Here is an 18345-nt window from a genome sequence, read left to right on the forward strand (position 1 = left end):
AAGGTGCTTCAATAAGCAGTATTAACTCAAACCTCTATCCGAAATTCAGCGCCACCATCATTGTTTCGCACTGTGAGACGGCCAGCCATATTTTTTTCTATGATGGTTTTCGACATGAACAAACCCACGCCAGTACCCTTGTCCGGCCCTTTCGTGGTGAAATAGGGCTCGAAGATCTTGAACAGATTTTCCTCTGGTATGCCGCCGGCATTATCGGCAATGGTCACCACTGACTTATCGGCTTCAACATCGACGGTTACTGTAATCTGGGCGTTTTTCGGACCTTGCTCCATTAAGGCATCCCTGGCGTTCATCAAAATATTGAGCAACACCTGGGAATATTCGTTCGCATAACCATCTATTTTCGGATCAGCATTACATTGGAAATCAATGGCGATCTCCTGATTCATGAGCCCATCCTCAATCAGAGTCAATGTTTTCGAAATCACCTCTTTGACTCTGAATTCACCCTTATCCTTGTCCGGTTTAAAGAAATCCCTAAAATCATCTATGGTATGAGACATGTGGTTGATTAAATCCATCGATTTCACCACGCTTGCATCCAGGAATTCTTTGCTGAATGTGCCCACTTCATAATACAGTTGCATCTGTTGCACTATCAGGCCCATGACATTCAACGGCTGGCGCCACTGATGGGCAATATTGTTGATCATCTCCCCCATTGCTGCCAGGCGGCTCTGTTGGATGAGCATCTGTTCCTTTTCCCGCAACTCCTCCAAGGTGCGCAGCCGTTCCAGAGTCTCCTCACGCAGGGACTGCTCGGTCTTCAGGCGGCGATGCTCCCGAGTGAAATTGTCGAGGGCAAAAGAGATATCCGCTCCCATCTGTTTGAGCAGAGCCACATGCTGCCGGTCAAAAAAGTCCTTTTCGCCGGAATACAGTGTGAGAGCGCCAACCACCCGCTCCCCCTCCTTCAGGGCCACAGACGCCGAGGCACGAATGCCATGGACCTTACCCTGTTCATGCCAGGGCTGGGTGCATGGGTCGTTCTGGAAGTCGTTACAGATGCAGTAGCTCCCCTGGCGGATAGCGATGCCGGTGGGGCCTTCCCCGGTCGGTTCATTATTGACCGTGATCCGGATCTCGTCCAGATAGGCGGTGGCGCCGTTGGCCGCCACAATCCGCACCTGGCCTGTTTCTTCATCCACCAGCCCCACCCAGGACAGGATGAAGCCGCCATGCTCCACAGCGATGCGACAGAAATCACGGAACAAGGACTCGTGATCAACAACGCGAACGATCGCTTGGTTGGTTTCGCTCAACACTTCGTAGAGCCGGTTGAGACGTTTAAGGCTGCGTTCTGCCCGCTCCCGTTCGGCAATTTCCCCCAACAGGGTTTCCACAGTCGTTGCCAGGTCCTCCGTTCTTTCCCGCACTCGCTGTTCCAGGTCGTCGTAGGCCAACCGCAGCAACTCTTCGGCCCGCTTCCGTTGGCTGATCTCCCGTTGCAATTCGAAACTCGTCTCCTCGGCTTGCTGCCGGGCAGCAAGGGCGTCTTCCATCATATTGAGCGCGGCCCGGCGCGATTCGAGGAGTTTGCTGTTGACGGTCTGCAGGTCAGCGGCGGTCTTCCGGATTCCCTCCTCCGCCCGCTTGCGCAGGAAAGCTTCCACAATCGACGGGGCCAACGCTTCGAGCGCGTCCTGCTCCGCCTGGGCATAGCCCCCGTCCCGATTGCCCACCGCAAGCATGCCAATGGTCCGCCCTTCACGCAGCAGCGGCACGCCCAGGAAAGATGCCAGCGGGGGATGGCCCGGGGGGAGACCGATGCTGTCCGGATGCCGGGCAGAAGCGTTGGTGAACAGGCTCTTGCCAGCCAGGAGAACCCGCCCATAGATGCCGTGAATCTTGAAATTACCCGGTTGCCGGCGATTTTCCCCACTGTCGAGGACGTTGCAGGCGTCCCAGCCGGGGTTACTGATGGCGATGACCTCCAGGCCGCTCTCGTTGATCTCGCCGATGAACCCGAATTTGCTTTGGGTGATTTTTTCGGCAACCTCCAGACAAGCGGTACCAAGCTCTTCCTCGGTCGCACAGGCCAAGGCAGCCTGCAGGATCTGGTTGATTCCGGTCAGCTGTTCCTTACGTTCGCGCAGCTGCTGCTCCGCGGTGTGTTTATATAAGGCCATCTCGATTTGAATGCGCAGATCGCGCTCGTCGAACGGCTTGAGGAGATAGCCGAACGCTTCCGCCTGTCGGGCGCGCTCAACTGTGCCCATGTCAGAGTGCGCCGTCAGGAACAGTACCGGCAAATGACACTCGCGATGAATTTGCTCTGCTGCCGTGATACCGTCCATGGCACCGGCCAGGCGAATATCCATCAACACCAGCGCCGGCCGCTGGCGGCAGGCGAGCTCGACCGCTTCCTCGCCAGTCGCGGTCGTGCCGGCAACCTCATAGCCCAGTTGCCGGACTTTTGCAGCCAGGTCGGCAGCGACGATGGCTTCATCTTCGACGATCAGAATGGCAATTTTGCTCACAATGAAACCCCTTTCAGGGGGAAGGTGATCCTGAATTCGGTGCCGGGACCGGTACCCGTTTCCACCGAACCGCGCAGCTGGCCAGCCAGCATCTGCACCAGTCGCAGCCCCAGCGAGCGGGATTGACGCCAGTCCGTATCCGCCGGCAGGCCGACACCGTTGTCGCGCACCCAAAGGCACACCTCAGCGGTAACCTGATCTTGATCCAGCCCTACCGACACTTCGCCGCTCCTGTTATCGGGAAAGGCGTGTTTGAGGGCGTTACCGGCCAGTTCGTTCAGGATCAACCCGCACGGCACTGCTGCCTCGATCGGCAGCGCCACGGGCGCGACCGCGAGGTTAAGCCGCGCCTTCTCGGCCAGTGCGCCGTGGGAGCGCCAAAGATAGTTCAAGAGACTGGCGGCGTAGTCGCCAAAGTTCACTTTTGCCAGGTCGCCCGTCTGGTACAGTTTCTCGTGGACCAGCGCCATAGAGCGGACCCGGTCGCGTACGTCGCCGAACACCGCGGCCAGGCTCTCGTCGGCCAGGGTATCGGCCTGCAGGCTGACCAGGCTGGAGATGACCTGGAGGTTGTTCTTCACCCGGTGGTGGATCTCCCGCAGCAACACCTCCTTCTCTGCCAACGACTTCTTGATCAATTCCTCGGCCTGCTTGCGGTCGGTGATGTCGTGTGAGATGCCGCCGACACCGTATATGTGGCCATCACTATCCACCAGTGGGAACTTGTTGGCCAGAAACACATGGTGTCCATCCGGAAGATCCGCCACTTCCTCGATCTGGATGGCCTTGCCTGTTGCCATCACCTGCTGATCGTTAATCCGCCAGTAGTCGGCGACTTCCTTGGTGGCAATGTCATAGTCTGTCTTGCCTTGTATCTCTTCCCGCGAGCGGCCCAGCAAGATCTCCAACGACGCGTTGATGGTAATGAACCTTCCCTCGCGGTCCTTGAGGAAGATGGGGGAAGGGCTGCCATCGATGACGTCCTGAAAGAGACGCTCTCGTTTGCGCAACTCCTCCTCGGCCTGTTTGCGTACCAGTATTTCCCGCCGCAGCTCCTTGTTTGCCTCCTCGACCTTTCGCCGGGCAATTTCGACGTCCTCGACGAGATTCAGGGCCGCTCGTTGCGAGTCCCGCAACTCTTCGTTACTGGCGTTCAACTCGGTCTGATGCACCTCCAGGATATGTTTCTCTCGGAGCAAATCATAGATGGAATTTGCTTGCCTTTCCAGTTCAGTCAGATCCGAGACTACCAGGCAGATGCTGTTCTCGGTTTCCGTCACGAGCATGCTGGCGGCAATATTAACCGGTACAGGAGGGCCAACGGCAGCCCAGAGATGGAAAAACTGTTGCGCCGGCCCGGATTGGGCATTGTCCAGTAACGCCTTCAGCTGCGGTAGTCCTGAGGGGGGCGCGAAATCTGCACAATTCCGGCCGATGATCTCTGCCATTGGATACTGTAGCAAGCTGCAGAAGCGCTGGTTGCAGAAGAGGATGGTGCCGTCGATGGTCACAGTCAGGGCGCCCTCGTTCATGGTCTCGATAATCTGGCGGTAGATGCGCTCGGAGCCGGTAAGGGAGAAGATCTGGTCGCCATGGGGCCCGGCCACGACCAGGGCGTCAACTTCGCCGCTGCGGATGGCCTCCAAGGTCTGCTCGGCCTCGTCGAGCCGGTAGCGAAGCTGTTCGATCTCGCCCTGCAACTCCTCCCTGGTCCTGTTGTCCCCATGTTTCATCGTCATATCATACCTTGCCGTGCCCATCGGTTTTTGGCCGCAGATCCAGCCCCACCAGGACCTTGTCCTTGTCGGCCATATTGCCGATGATCTTGCGCAGCGGCAGCGGCAGTTTCTTGATCAGGGTAGGGGCGGCAATTATCTGCTCCCCCTTGGCCAGCACCGGGTTCTGGTAGAGGTCGATTACCTCAAGGTTGTAGCGTCCCGCCAGATGCTCCTCGCAGATCCCGGTGATAATGCGAACCGCCTCCTGGGAACGCGGGGTGAGCCCGGCGATGTAGAGCCGCAGGATATATGGCTGGCTGCCGGAGTCGCGGCTCGCAGCTTCAATGGTCTCCAATGCTGTTTTGGTCATTTTGGGAGACATAACAATTCCTTTTTCATCTCGGTTTCAGGTCCAAGCCAACCAACACCCGTTCGGTATTTGAGAGATCGCCGATAATCTTCTTGATCGGTTCGGGGAGCTTGCGCACCAGGGTCGGCAGGGCCAGGATCTGGTCCCCCTTGGCCAGTTGCGGGTTCACCAACAGGTCAATCACCTCGATACTAAATTTCCCTTTCAGGTATTCTTCGCAGATCCGCTTCAGGTTGTCGAAGGCGGCAATGGATTTGGGTGTCTGGCCTGCGACGTAAAGCTTCAACTGATAGTGCTCTTCTCCATTTTCTGCCTTGATCTTGCTCGGCGCCTTTGACTCTATTTCGCTTGTCATCTGCGCCCTCTCTTCCCAGCCTTGGCAATGCTCACCTTTTCTGGCGCAAGATCGTCCGACATTCGCGCCCGCGCCATTGAACGGGTATCTTCGTCAAGGGCCTTTTGGTGAATTTTTTCACGGGCGATGGCCCGCTCCAACTCATCCCTCTCCGCTTCGAATTCAGTACGGAGTGCCTTAATCTTCGCTTCGATCACCGCCTTCTTCCGTTCGATGTCGCGCTGCTTAGCCTCGATATCCTGGTCCCGCTCCAGGGTCTCGGCCCTTTCCTTCGCCTCTTGGGCTACCCGGCCCGCGCCGGTCAGCACTCCGCCGGCGCCGACATAGACATCTATGAGCAGGGCACCGCTGTCGGACAGGCGGAATTCCCTGACCTGGTTGGAGTGTTCCATGCCGCGGGACTTGAGGATGTACAGGCCTCTGTTGCGTTCGCCACTCCCCTCGATGGCCTGCAGCAGGAGCCAGGTGTCCATGAGCGACGAGATCCCCACGTCGGTACGCTCCAGGCTCCCGCCGACAGAGGTAAGGTCGGTGCAGAAAGCGGTGATCCCCTTCATCTTCAGGAAGTCGATCAGCCGGGAGAGCATGGACTTAACCTCCAGGTCGCTCGCCGCAGCCACCAGGTTGGAGATCGGATCAACCACGACGATGGCCGGTTTGAAACTTTCAATCGCCTTGTGCATGGTGACCAGGTGCATCTCCAGGCCGTACATGGTCGGGCGAGAGTTGCGGAATTCCAAAAGACCCTTGTTCACCCACTGCTCAAGGTTGATGCCAATGGAGCGCATGTTGCGGATGATCTGGTTGCGGGATTCCTCGAAGGCAAAGTAGAGGCAGCGCTCGCCACGCCGGCAGGCGGCATCGACGAAGTGGGCGGCCATGCTCGACTTGCCGGTCCCGGCGGTGCCGGTGACCAGGACGCTGCTCCCCCGGTAGTAACCTTTCCCACCCAGCATGGTATCGAGGCGCGCTATACCGGAGGAAACCCGCTCAACGGAGGCAGCATGGTCGAGGCCGATGGACGAGATCGGCATGACTGAGAACCCCTGCTCGTCGATCAGGAACGGGTACTCGTTGGTGCCGTGGGCCGAGCCGCGGTATTTAACGATCCGCAGTCGGCGCGTGGCGATCTGCTGGTCCACCTTGTGACTCAGGAAGATCACGCAGTCGGCCACATACTCCTCCAGGCCAAAGCGGGTCAATGACTTTTCCCCCTGCTCGCCGGTAATGACGGCAGTGACCCCTTTCGACTTGAGGAAACCGAAGAGGCGGCGTAGTTCCGCCCGCAGGATCACCTCGTTGGCAAATCCGGAAAAGAGTGCCTCGACCGTATCGATGGCCACCCGTTTGGCGCCGATGGAGTCGATAGCGTGGCCGAGGCGGATAAAGAGCCCCTCCAGATCGTACTCGCCGGTCTCCTCGATCTCGCTCCGCTCGATGTGCACGTAATCGATGGCAATCTTCTTGCGAACTGCAAGATCATCCAGATCGAATCCAAGGGAAGCGAAGTTTTTGGCAAGCTCCTCGGACTTTTCCTCAAACGACATGTAGACGCCCGGTTCGCCGAATTCGGTCGCCCCGCGGATCAGAAACTCCATGGCCAGCAGGGTCTTGCCGCAGCCGGTGCCGCCGCAGATCAGGGTCGGCCGTCCCTGCGGGAGGCCGCCGCCGGTGATCTCGTCCAGCCCCTTGATCCCGGTCGGACATTTCATCAGAGCTTCGGTTTTCTTTTTGGTTGCCATGACTCAAACTCCTTCCATATATACCAGCGAAAACTTATGTTTATAGTAACTACTCCACGTCATCACTCATTTCAAACTCAAGCGGATAGCGCGGCTGTTCGCCATTCTGCGCACAGAGTTCGTTTATCTCCTTTTTCAATTCGATCATGCGAAATTCCCGACTCACAAAGGATTTGTTAAAGAGCTTCAGATCCTCGTTCAGGATGCGGAGTTCCTCCAGTTGGCCGCTAATCTGCTGCTCAGCCCGTTTCAGCTCCGTTATATCCTGAACGGCCACGGCGCAGCCGGCAATAGCGCCTTCGGCGTCCCGGATCGGGGAGGCGCTGTTGATGACAAAGGCCTCGGAACCGTCGAACCGCTGAATCTTCAGCAACTGCCCGGTTACGCCCCTACCGGTTATGACGGCAAGGGCGGACGCCCATTCCTCCGGTTCAACAGGCTTGCCGGTATCGGCCCACCATGCCTGGTATTTGGTATAGTCCTCAATGCTATGGGTTTCCGGTCGCGGTCCGGCCCAAATCCGTTCAAATGCGTCGTTTGACTGGACTGAGCCGCCCCAGGCATCGGTTATGGCTACACCTATGGGCAAGGCTTCCATCATGGCTGCCAACCGGAGCCTTTTGTCTTCCGCCAGTTTAGTGGCCGTCTCCAACTCGGAGTATTTGAGAAGCAGCGCCTCTTCAGCCTGTTTGCGGGCGGTAATGTCAAAGTTCACCCCCAGAAACTGTAAGGGTCGGTTATCGCCCCCGCTTTCGTAGAGGAACCGCCCCTTGCCCGCCAGCCAGCGCTCCTGGCCGTCGGCACGCACAATGCGAAACTCCGCGTCCAACTCTCCGCTCCGCAGGGCGTTCTCCCAGTTGGACGTCAACAAACCGACGTCATCGGGGTGAACATACTGGAAAAAGCGTTCCGGACTGCCTGGAGCGTCACCCGGTTCAAGCCCCAGCAATGCGTACTCGACATTGTTCCAGCGCCCTTCGCCGGTTTGGAGGTCAACCTCGAAGGTTCCGATCTCACTGGCTTCGAGAACCATGCGCTTGCGCTCCTCGCTCTCCCGCAGCGCCTTCTCGGCCAGTTTGAGATCAGTGATGTCTGTCTGAGATAAGACCATTCCATATACGTTCCCGTCTTTTTGAAGCGGTACCGCATTGATCATGAGAACATGGTCTGTCCCCTCGGAATCCGTGATGACATACTCTACATTGCGAACTAATTCACCTTGGAGCGCTCGCGAGGAGGGCATGTTCTTCTCGGTGAGAGGGGTGCCGTCCGGAAACCGGGCTTGCAGCCTGTTGGCAATCTCCTCGCGTGAGGCCGAAACGGGATCTAGGCCGAACAGTTTAACCACGGCCGGGTTGACTTTGAGCCAAGCTCCGTCGCGACCATGCAGGGAAATGAGGAGCGGAACGGACTCTAAGATCGCCTCCTGTTCCACCATTGCCTGGCGTAGCGCTTCCTCAGCCTGCTTGCGTTCGGTGATGTCGATATTGACACCCAGCACACGAACAGCACTGCCCGCTTCATTGTAAATCGCTCCACCCTTTGTGGATATCCAGCGATACTCTCCGGAAGAGTGTCGTCCGCGAAATTCAAGATCAAACGGTTCGTGCTTCGCAATGGCTTCATCACGTACTGCCTCGATTCCTCCGATGTCTGCCGGATGCACCCGTTCACGCCAATCCTGATATGTCCTGATGGTCCCAGGAGCCAGACCGTACAGCCTGTTGAGCTCCGGCGTGAAATCCACCTCCCCGGTTTCGACCTTCCAGTCCCAGATCCCTACATGTGCGCTCTCCTGGGCCAGGCGCAGTCGCGCCTCATTTTCCTGTAGCGCTGACTCGGCCCGTTTACGCTCAGTGATGTCCACTGTCACTGCGATCCCGCCGATGACGTTGCCTTGCGCATCGCGCACCGGTGCACCGGAGGCATCGGCAAACCAGCGCCGGCCACTCGGCATCAGCACCTCCAGCTCCATCGTTGGGATTACCATGTTTTTTGCGACAGCCCGCTGCAACGGTAACTCGGCGTCGGAGATCTCTCTGCCGCCCATGAAGAATCGCACCTGGCGGCCCGGTGCTTCGGCGTCGGGCGCTGATGCGGACAGATTGTCCTGTGACGATATCTCGAACTGAGTAAGCGCTACGGGATTGCCGGTGATGCTCTGGCACGTGACATCGTCGGAAAAGCTGATGCCGACCGGAACCGCTTCCATCAGTGCCTGCAAACGCTGGGTAGCGTAAGAAAGCTGCTGCTCCGTAAGTTTGCGCTCTTCGATCTCTCTTTTGAGGTCATCATAAGAGCCGCGCAACTTCTCGGTCATGCTATTGAATGATGCCGCGAGCTCGACAAACTCGTCATCACCCCTGATGTCGATACGATGATCAAGGTCGCCTCCGCCAATAATGGCGGCGCCGTTGCGTAAACGCATCATGCGACCGGAGATCGCCCGGTTCATGGTCCATGAACTGACCAGGGTCGAGATCATGACGATTGCCAGCAGACCGATGATTGCACCAGCTGCCCGCCGGAGGGCGGAAGCCCGGGCCTCCCGGCTCGACTCCAGCAACTGGCGACCATAGATGACTTCGTCATAGACCCGCATGTTCAGCTGGCTGATCAGCCTCTGTTCCACCTCCTGCGACATGGCGGCCGAGCCCCGGTTAGTACCCGGCATTTCCCGGTTTGCCACAATGGCCGAGAAGATTTTCCCGATCGAATCCTGATTTATTATGCACTCGGCGATTATTTTCCTGTCCTCGGCATCCCGGAAAGTTTCCGCGGCCAACTTGAGGAGTCTGCCCATCTGCTCATGCTTTACAAACCACTGCTCTTTTGCCCGAGCACTGTTGTTCCGGATGTAGTCGTTCCTTAGCGTGACCCTTTCAAGGGCATTTACCACGTTTTCGCCGGCGATCTGCGCGCTTGCATTGAGCATGTTGATGCGCACGAGCATGAAACCCAGCATGAGACAGATGACCAGAGCCGTCAACACCGAAACGGCAGCATTAAGTTGCAGTCTGTTTTTGATCCGCATGGTTGCGCCTTGCCCCTACCGTAAAATCCTTACTGCTTCCGGTTTGACCGATCGGAGACCGTCAAAGTAAATAAAATCGAGGTAATTGGGGATATCCCGTTGAGGTATCAGCCCGCTGTTGACCGCCCACCTCGATTCGTCTTCCAGTGCCAGCAGCAGCGACTGATCGAGGCTTACAGTGAATCGGGCGTTGGGCCAGGTATCGCGGAGCGTGGCGAACTCGATCCCGCTGAAATTGGCCACGATTTTTTGTGCCGCCTCCGGATGTTCCCGGGCAAATTCCTCGGCCCTGACCAGGGCGCGAAGCATCTTCCTGACCTTAGCCGGGTTCTTGCGGATAAAATCCTGCGTAGCGACAACATTGTAGGTATACCGGTAGACGTCCCTGTCACTGAAGATGATTACCCGATCGCCCAGCTTTTTGTGCGTCAATTCCAGGTAGGGCGAAAACGTGGCAACGGCATCGATATCGCCCCGCACCAGGGCGTCGGGAATTTCCTCTGCCTTCAGGTCAACGACCTCGACATCTTTCCGGGCAATGCCATGGGTAACCAGTATGGTGTCCACGAAAAAATGGGCGGTTGTCCCCAAAGTCGCGGCAATCTTCTTTCCCGCTAGGTCTCGGAACGAGGAAATCCCCCGGTCCTTCCTCGCCAGGATGGCGTGCCCCAGGGTGGACGTATAAATGGTCGCGATGACCGCTATTTTCTCCCCATTCATGATGGCAAACATGACCGGTGGTTCGGCGACCGTGGCAAAGTCCGCCTTTCCCGCCAGCAGGTCCGCAAGCGCCCTTTTCCCGTAAGGGTGCAGGTGAATCGTCGTGCCCAGTCCCTCTTGGCGATAATAGCCCCGCGCTTCTGCGACCTGGGCAAGGGCTGACTCGGGCTGGACACCATAGGCGAGGGTGATTTTTTCTGTTGGCCCGGCAGGAGTGCGGTCCGTCCTGGAACAGGCGCAGCAACAGGCGCCCATCGCCAGAGCCATTGCAACAGCCATGAGCCGGATGAAGTATCGATCTCTGCGGGGTGAGGCGGGAGCGTGACGCTTCATCAATCTCCCTCCTCGAAATCCAGCTGATGACGCGGCGGCAGTCCTGCCTGCCGGCAGAGCTCGTTGATCTCCTTCTTCAGCTCGATCATGCGCAGTTCGCGCCCCACCGATGCCTCGTTGAAGCGGCTCAGCTCCTCGTTCGTGGCGCGCAGTTCCTCGGAGCGTCGCCGAATCTCCTCCCCGGCCCGCTTCAGCTCCGTTGTTTCATAGAGCGAGAAAACCAGCCCGGCGACCTGGCCTGACAGGTCCTTGATCGGCGTGAGGGTCCAGTCCCAATAGGTGACGCCACGTTCCGGCTGATCGGGAAACTCGAACGGCTTGTCGCGAAACGCCACCGGCTCGCCGGAATCGCGTACGCAGGCAAAGATCGCCTCGTTTTCCGCGTTAGGGTAGAGGCAAAAGTGGTTCCTGCCGATCATCTCCTCGGGCCGATAGCCGCAGGTTCGCGCATAGGTTTCGTTGACATGCACGAAGTTGAAATTACGGTCGAGGTAGATCAGGTGGGAGTTCTTCGCTCCGTTCATGATGGCCTGCAGGATGTCTCGCTCAATTTCCAGCGTTTCCTTGGCAGCAGCAAGCGTTTCCTCGGTGCGGAACTTTGCCAGGGCCACGGCAAGATAGTCTGCCAACCGCTCCCACAGGGCAATTGTCTCAGGAGTAAAACGCCCCTTTCGCCGGTCATTCAACTGGAGAAGCCCCTGGCGCTCCTCGCCCTGGCGCAGCGGAATCAGGGCCACGGACTCGTACCCCTCGCCGTTGCAGCGGTTGCGGGTGCGGGACTGCCGGTCCGCCTCCGAGGTGGAGGCGAGCAGTTCCGAGGTACTGTTGCTCCAGAAGCTCCCGTTTGCCGTAAAGAATGGTTTGACCGGATCGAAGCGGCGGCAGATCACATTGCCGCACATGCAGGCGATGAGCGGGTTGCCGTTATCGTCGCGGACAGCGCTCCCGGTCTCGTCGTAATCGCACAACCGGTTCTCGCTCTCGACAAACTCCGGTGTAAAGCCGCGGGTCTCGTAGTAAGGATAGTCGTCCCCGTCGCGCAACCTGATTCCGACCGCCTCACACCCGGAATATTCCTGAAAGAACAATGTCGCTGCCCGGATCAGTTCTCTGGACCCCTGGCTCTCGTTGACAAGACGGAGAAAGACCACCGCGGTTTCCTTCTCCTGCTCTCTCTCCCGAAGCGACGCCATCAGGGCATCCCGTTCCGCCAGGGAGCGAGCCAGCTTCAGGTTGCTGTACCCCTGCCGGGAAAGATTGTCGGCCAGCTTCATGAAGAAGTTCATGCTGGTGTGCAGCGTCTCCCGGCTCAGCCTGGGCACAGCTTCGAGGGCCGCGATATACGCCTGCTCATCGAACCCGAACCTGGCGGCCTGCGCCCGGAAAAATCCGTAATCCGGCTGCTCGTCCTCAAAGAAGAACTGCCCCATGAACAGGTTGCCCAACTGCCGGTCGCCCACCATGACCGGCGTTGCCACGTCCCACATGTTGTTTCGGCACTTGTAAACCTTGTACTCGCCATGGGGGATGCCGGCCGAAAGCTGGATGTCGCTCTCAAGACAATTGCGGTAAGAGTCGGGATTGACCCGGTGAAACTTGGTACAGACATCCTGCCACCCCACCCCGGCCAGCACCTGCCCCTTGAGATCGATCAATCCCATCGGCATGCCGGTAAGCTGATGAAAATCATCGACCAGGGCCTGGAGCGCCGGGGCGTCGATGATGTCGGCAAGGTCCAGATCGGCGATGTCTTCCGGAGCGATGATGTTCTCCAGCTTACGCCGGACACGCTGCTCGCTCTCGGCCAGCGCCTCTTGCGTATGTTTGCGCTCGGTGATCATAGCTTTTCCTTCGCAGATTCTCACTTTCGCTTACAGAATCCAGACTATTGTAAACAGTTTACCAGTTATCAAAAAACCTGAAAGTAAACTATTAGATTATATACTTAGTAAGGATCGTTTCTCCGCGCTGTCAGTAAGGCAATGAGGCTGGCAGCCGCCGCTATTCCGGCTGTTGTTTTCGGTTCACAAATGTATTACCCTTCCAGCGCTGGCAAATTCTCCCATCTACGGTAGATTTTCTCTTGAGCTTGTACTTCTCCAAGGAGTGACCGACCATGACCCCTCAAGGGACCGCTCTGCTACCCGCCTCTCCGCGCACTGCCAACCGAGCCTGGCTCAAGGCGCAGATGAACCCCTATTTCTTCGTCTCCATGAAGGACGAGCCGGAAGCGCTGGCGATCCTGGAGAAGGAGCTGGGGACCCTGCGCAGCAATCGCCGCCTGATCCTGGCCGACCGCGACAAGATCCTGATCCAGGCCATCGCCAACTTCCCCGGTTCCCTGTACGAGACCCTGCAGAGCGTGCGCGAGAGCGAAATCTCCTATGCCATGTTCTCCCACTCCGAAGGGGCCATGCCAAGCCATGACCGGACCCTGGAGATCCAGCGCTTCGAGTTTGACCGCAAGAGCAACGAGGAGATCTGCGCTGCGGCCAAGCCGGTCATCCCGCCTGCCATCAGGAGCAAAACGCTCAAAGAATTGAAGCGGCTCTATCCCGAATTCGCCATGAAAGACTTCGATCGGCTGTTGGCCCTGATCTGGCTCAACAACGAGAATTACGTGCGCAATTCCGCGCCGGGCAGGGTCGCCCAGGTGCTGCAATTGCTGCAGCAGGGTAACCGGAACTGCGGGGTCTACCTCGATGTCGAGCTGATCGAAGAGGGGCGGGAGTCGCGGGTCCATTTCGCCGTGGGCAACCCGCCACAGACCGATTTCCTCAGCCAGATCATGGAGGTGTTCAACCGGCTCAATCTCGGCGTCAACCGGGCCTACTGCCTGACCATATCCAACGGGGTCCATCCCTATTTTCTCGGCACCTTCATTGTGCAACGGCGCGACCAACTAGTGTTCGAGCGCGGTTCCGCCCTGTTCGCCGAGCTCCAGCAGGAGCTGTACAACTCGCAGATTCTGGCTACCCGGTCGTACTGCTACCGCGAATTTGTCACCACCGGCCTGATGTCCGGCGAAGACGCCTCGCTGGTAAACGCCTTCATCGCCTTCTGCCACACCAACCTGGCCCACAACCTGCCCGACCGTTTCGGCCTGGAAGATGTGCAGAGTGCCTTCCATTGCCACCCCGAAATCTCCCTGCAACTGGTGAAGCTGTTCCGGACCCGCTTCGATCCGCACAACAGCAACCGCGAGGCCGATTTCAGCCGGCTGCTTGGAGAAACAGAGGAAGCGATCAAAGAATACAACACCGGCCACCGCTACCTGGACGGCATCCGCCGCGCCATATTCGACTGCACCCTGGCCCTAATCCGCAACACCCTGAAAACTAATTTCTTTGTGCCGGAGAAGCAGGCGCTGGCTTTCCGGCTGAACCCAAGGTATCTCGACGAGTTGGCTCCGGAGGCAACCGCAGATCTGCCACCAGCCAAGCCGTTCCGGGTGACCTTCTTTTTCAGCAGGTTCGGCTTCGGCTACCATATCGGCTTTTCCGACATCGCCAGGGGGGGCTGGCGCACCGTGCTGGCCCGCGACCCGGACGATTTCATTACCAGCGCCAACACCCTGTTCCGGGAAAACTTTGTCCTGGCCCACACCCAGCACCTGAAGAACAAGGATATCTACGAAGGCGGCTCAAAGATGGTGCTGGTTCTCGACTCTTCGGACCTGAGACGCAAGCGGGAACGGGAGCTAGAGACCTGGCGGCTGTACAAGCTTCAGTACGGGGTGATCAACGCCTTTCTCGATATCTTCGTCACCAGAGACGGTGTGGCCGCTCACCCGCTGGTGGTCGATTATTACCGGGAAGACGAGCCGATTGAACTCGGCCCGGATGAGAACATGCACGACTCCATGATCGAGACCATTGCCCGACTCTCGGCAAAGCGGGGTTACCTGCTCGGCATCGGCGTGATTTCCAGCAAGGAAGTGGGGATCAATCACAAGGAGTACGGCGTTACCTCGACCGGGGTGGTCAAGTTTGCCGAAATAACCATGGAAGAGCTGGGGATCGATATCCGCAGGGACAGCTTCAGCGTAAAGTTCACTGGCGGCACCAACGGCGATGTGGCAGGCAACGCGATCCGGATCATGCTGGAACGCTGTCCGCAAGTATCGATCCGCCTGATCCTGGACGGCACTGCCGCCCTGTACGATCCGGCCGGCGCTGAGCCGGACGAGCTCAGGCAGATCGTGCTGCAGCAGGATCTGGACGGCTTCAACCCGCTGGCGCTGCACGATGGCGGGTTCATCCTCTTCCGCAGCAACAGCAGGAAAGAAGGGGTGCGGGAGCTATTTCGAAAAGTGACCAAGTCCGGGGGGGAATTGCAGGAGGAGTGGCTCTCCATCGATGATTTTTCCCGTCAGTACGGCGAGCTCCCGTTCACAGTTCCGGCTGATCTGTTTATCCCGGCCGGAGGACGGCCCGAGACCATCGACGCCGGCAACTGGCAGAACTTTCTGCTGCCGGACGGCACCCCGTCGGCGCGGGTGATTGTCGAAGGGGCCAACTCCTTCATCACCCCCGAAGCCAGGGTCAAGCTACAGCGCAACGGGGTGGTCATCATGCGCGATTCGTCTGCCAACAAATGCGGGGTAATCTCATCGTCATATGAGATCATTGCCAACCTGTTGCTGTCCGAGGCCGAGTTTCTTGCCATCAAGACCCGCTACGTGGCCGATGTCCTGGAGATCCTGGAGAAACGGGCAGGGGACGAGGCGCGGATAATCCTCCAGCGCCAGCGCGAAGAGCCAGGTGCGCTCTTCACCGACATCTCTTTCAATCTCAGCAGTGAGATCAATGCCCTCTATGCCAAGCTGTTCGCCTTTTTCCAGAGTCGGCCGGAACTGGCCCTGCAGCCGCTCTTCAAAAATGCCATCCTGGCCCATCTTCCCAGGGTGATGCGAGAGGAGCCGAAATACCGGCGCCGGGTCTCCCGTCTGCCGAAAAAATACCAGTACGCGATACTCGCTGCTGAAATCGGTTCGTCGATGGTTTACAATAGCGACAGGCAGGCAGCCTTCGAGGAGTCAATCCGCCGCCACCTGGCGAGAATTCCAAGGAACAGTGATGACTAAGGGACAGAACGGAGCAAAGACACCGTCACCGGAACAGTTTGCCTATGTCAGAAGCATCAGCGATATCTTTGCGCTGTATATCCTGATTTCAGCTGTTATCCTGGCCGCCGGGGCCTGGTATCTCACCACCAGGGAGATTCGGACCGCCCTGCAAAAAGGGGCGGTAAGCGAAGCCGAACGCACCGCTTTTGCCATACTAGGGGCCACCCGCAGCCATATGCTGAAAAACGACCAGGTCCTCGTTCACCAGGTGATCGAGGAGATCGGTCTCCAGGGGAGCGGCGGCCCGGTGCGGGTTCTGGCCAAGAACGGCCGGGTCATCTCCAGCAGCGTCTCGGACAGCGAGAACAATACCATTCGCGCCGCAGAGTGCGCCCTGTGCCACGAAAAAGGATCCAGCAGCGTCAAGGACGCCGGTTTCCGCATCGAAAAAACCGGCAAGGAACGGATTCTCACCTACGCCCGGATCATCCCGAACTCGCCCCAATGCACCGAGAGCTGCCACTATCACAAAAAGGAGCAGCGGGCGCTCGGCATCCTCACCACCCAGATACCGCTGGTAGCCATGGATGCCGTTTACGCGAATCTGGTGGACAATGTCTGGATGCTCGCCTTCATCTGGGGGTCATTGTCCTGCGGCATTACCTTCTGGGCGCTGCGCAGATTCGTCTCAGGGCCACTCAACTCGCTTTCGGAAAAGGCCCAGGCAATGGCTGCCGGAAGCCTCGACGAACGGGTCGGCATCACCAAAATCCGCGAATTTGACGCCGCCGGCTACGAATTCAACCAGATGGCGGCCGCCTTGCAGAAATCGCAGGAAAGCCTGCGCGACATCAATGCCTCGCTCGAAGACGAGGTAGAGAAAAGGACCGGAGAACTCCTGGCAGCACGAGTTCTGCTGGAGCGGTCGGAGCGGCTCGCCTCCCTCGGCACCCTGGCTGCCGGGATTGCCCATGAGATCAACAATCCGCTCACCGGGATCATGCTCCACACCTCGCTGGCCATGGGAGAAACAAGCGAGCAGGGGAAAGCGGACCTGGAGAGGGTTTCCAGCGAAGCGCAGCGCTGCGCGACCATTGCCCGGAGACTACTGGAATTTTCCCGGTCTGACGAACCACGGACCGCGCCGCTCAGCCTGAGCAAAGTGCTGGCGGAATCGGTGGAACTAGCCAGGGCCCACGAAGCAGTAAAACATGTTACCGTGGTGTTGCCTGAATCCGATGCCACCATTGTTGCCGATCAGCAGCAGATGATTCAGGTATTGGTTAACATCCTGATTAATGCCGGCCAGGCAATGAGCGGAAACGGCACCATCCGTGGCACCATCATCACCAATGGCGACACGGCAACCCTGCAAATCGCCGATGAAGGCAAAGGGATGACCGAAGAGGAGCTGGCCCGGGCCTTTGACCCATTTTATACGACCAAAGAGAACGGTACCGGCTTGGGACTCGCTGTCACTTATGGCATTGTCGAAGGTCACGGTGGATCGATTACCCTTGCCAGCACGCCGGGTGAAGGGACAACGGTCAGTATTAACCTCCCTCTGGCCCACCATACCGAAAACATGTTCTGATGCAGCAACAGGGGCCAGAAACCATCGATGCTGCAGGAGTGATGTGTGCCGAAGCTGCCGGGAAATAAAGCTATCTATTCCGAAGAGGGGAAACCGCTCTCCGGCCTGCGCGACATCAACGCCCTGCCCGCAGGGAACAAGGACGCCATTTACTCAAGGATTATCCCCCCCCGCCTGTTCGCCATGCTGAATATTTCTGCGGAGACGTTTCTTGGACCAGACCAGCGGAAAAGAGTCTCCATCATCGCTCCGGAAGGGATGGGGCTGGCCCGCATCGAGGTCAGGAATGATCCCGATTCCCCCCGCACCACCTTTTTCCTCGATATCGCCGAAACCCATTACCACCAGATGGAGCTGTCGTTCTGCATCATCAATGACCCCACGGCACCGAGATTCGCTGTCGATGTCGATGAAAAGGGCGCTGATAACCTGTTCACCCGTCTCGGGCGTAACATCCCGGAAGAGATCAAGGCGATGCAGGCCGGTCTTTTCCCCAACCAGACCAGCCGCGGCCTGAGGATGTTCGGCGAATTTTTTGTACTGTTCGAACGGTTCGTCGACTCGCTCGGCATGGACATCATCATGGCCGAGCCGCTCACCTACGATAATGCCGTGAGATACGAAAAATACGGTTTCGACTACCTGAACGGCCGGAGAATGATGCAGACCATCGACCGGGAATTCAAACCAGGGGGGGAGCTGTTCAAAAAGCTGGACGGTTCGACCCCGTTCCGAATGCCGGGCATGGAGCAGACAGTGCACGGCAGGAGTTGGGCAATCCATGACGGCATCATGAACGGCCCCTGGGAGAACCTGGAGATTGGGGAAATCTTGAGCGAACCGTGGGAAGAGATCAGGATTTACAAAAGCATCGGCGTTGCCGCCGGGATTAATACTTTTTCTCCCTAGC

At 58.1% G+C, this 18345-nt stretch carries 11 protein-coding genes; 3 read left to right on the forward strand and 8 right to left on the reverse strand.

Going from position 1 to position 18345, the window contains the following annotated elements:
* Positions 1-26 precede the first annotated feature (26 nt).
* The 8 genes from KI809_RS06935 to KI809_RS06970 are packed head-to-tail and all read right to left on the reverse strand — an operon-like array spanning position 27 to position 12614.
* Complete coding sequence (locus tag KI809_RS06935; protein ID WP_214170808.1) at positions 27-2501, reverse strand: GAF domain-containing protein; 2475 nt, start codon at positions 2499-2501, stop codon at positions 27-29.
* Positions 2498-4240, reverse strand: a complete 1743-nt coding sequence (locus KI809_RS06940) for a sensor histidine kinase (protein ID WP_214170809.1) — start codon at positions 4238-4240, stop codon at positions 2498-2500. The genes KI809_RS06935 and KI809_RS06940 overlap by 4 nt, the downstream gene beginning before the upstream one ends.
* Before the next feature lies 1 nt (position 4241).
* Positions 4242-4601: a circadian clock KaiB family protein gene (locus KI809_RS06945; protein ID WP_214170810.1), complete on the reverse strand. Its 360-nt coding sequence runs from the start codon at positions 4599-4601 to the stop codon at positions 4242-4244.
* Between the two features lie 13 nt (positions 4602-4614).
* Positions 4615-4944: a circadian clock KaiB family protein gene (locus KI809_RS06950; RefSeq protein WP_214170811.1), complete on the reverse strand. Its 330-nt coding sequence runs from the start codon at positions 4942-4944 to the stop codon at positions 4615-4617.
* Positions 4941-6686, reverse strand: a complete 1746-nt coding sequence (gene kaiC, locus KI809_RS06955; RefSeq protein ID WP_214170812.1) for a circadian clock protein KaiC — start codon at positions 6684-6686, stop codon at positions 4941-4943. Before kaiC ends, KI809_RS06950 begins: the two co-directional genes overlap by 4 nt.
* 49 nt (positions 6687-6735) lie before the next feature.
* Entirely contained in the window at positions 6736-9720 is a 2985-nt protein-coding gene (locus KI809_RS06960) for a PAS domain S-box protein (protein ID WP_214170813.1), read from the reverse strand.
* Positions 9721-9735: 15 nt separating this feature from the next.
* Complete coding sequence (locus KI809_RS06965) at positions 9736-10773, reverse strand: ABC transporter substrate-binding protein (protein ID WP_214170814.1); 1038 nt, start codon at positions 10771-10773, stop codon at positions 9736-9738.
* Positions 10773-12614 (reverse strand): PocR ligand-binding domain-containing protein, encoded by a 1842-nt coding sequence (locus KI809_RS06970; RefSeq protein ID WP_214170815.1) that lies wholly within the window; start codon positions 12612-12614, stop codon positions 10773-10775. The genes KI809_RS06965 and KI809_RS06970 overlap by 1 nt, the downstream gene beginning before the upstream one ends.
* Before the next feature lie 275 nt (positions 12615-12889).
* Between KI809_RS06970 and KI809_RS06975 the strand changes: the two genes are divergently transcribed.
* Genes KI809_RS06975 through KI809_RS06985 form a run of 3 tightly spaced genes read left to right on the forward strand, consistent with a single transcriptional unit; the run spans position 12890 to position 18344 of the window.
* On the forward strand, positions 12890-15859 hold the full coding sequence (locus KI809_RS06975; protein ID WP_214170816.1) for an NAD-glutamate dehydrogenase domain-containing protein: 2970 nt from the start codon (positions 12890-12892) through the stop codon (positions 15857-15859).
* Positions 15852-17435, forward strand: coding sequence for a sensor histidine kinase (locus KI809_RS06980; RefSeq protein ID WP_214170817.1), 1584 nt, complete (start codon positions 15852-15854; stop codon positions 17433-17435). The genes KI809_RS06975 and KI809_RS06980 overlap by 8 nt, the downstream gene beginning before the upstream one ends.
* Positions 17436-17480: 45 nt before the next feature.
* Positions 17481-18344 (forward strand): hypothetical protein, encoded by an 864-nt coding sequence (locus KI809_RS06985; RefSeq protein WP_214170818.1) that lies wholly within the window; start codon positions 17481-17483, stop codon positions 18342-18344.
* Position 18345: the final 1 nt, after the last annotated feature.

This window comes from Geoanaerobacter pelophilus, assembly GCF_018476885.1.
In the GTDB taxonomy this organism is placed as follows: domain Bacteria; phylum Desulfobacterota; class Desulfuromonadia; order Geobacterales; family DSM-12255; genus Geoanaerobacter; species Geoanaerobacter pelophilus.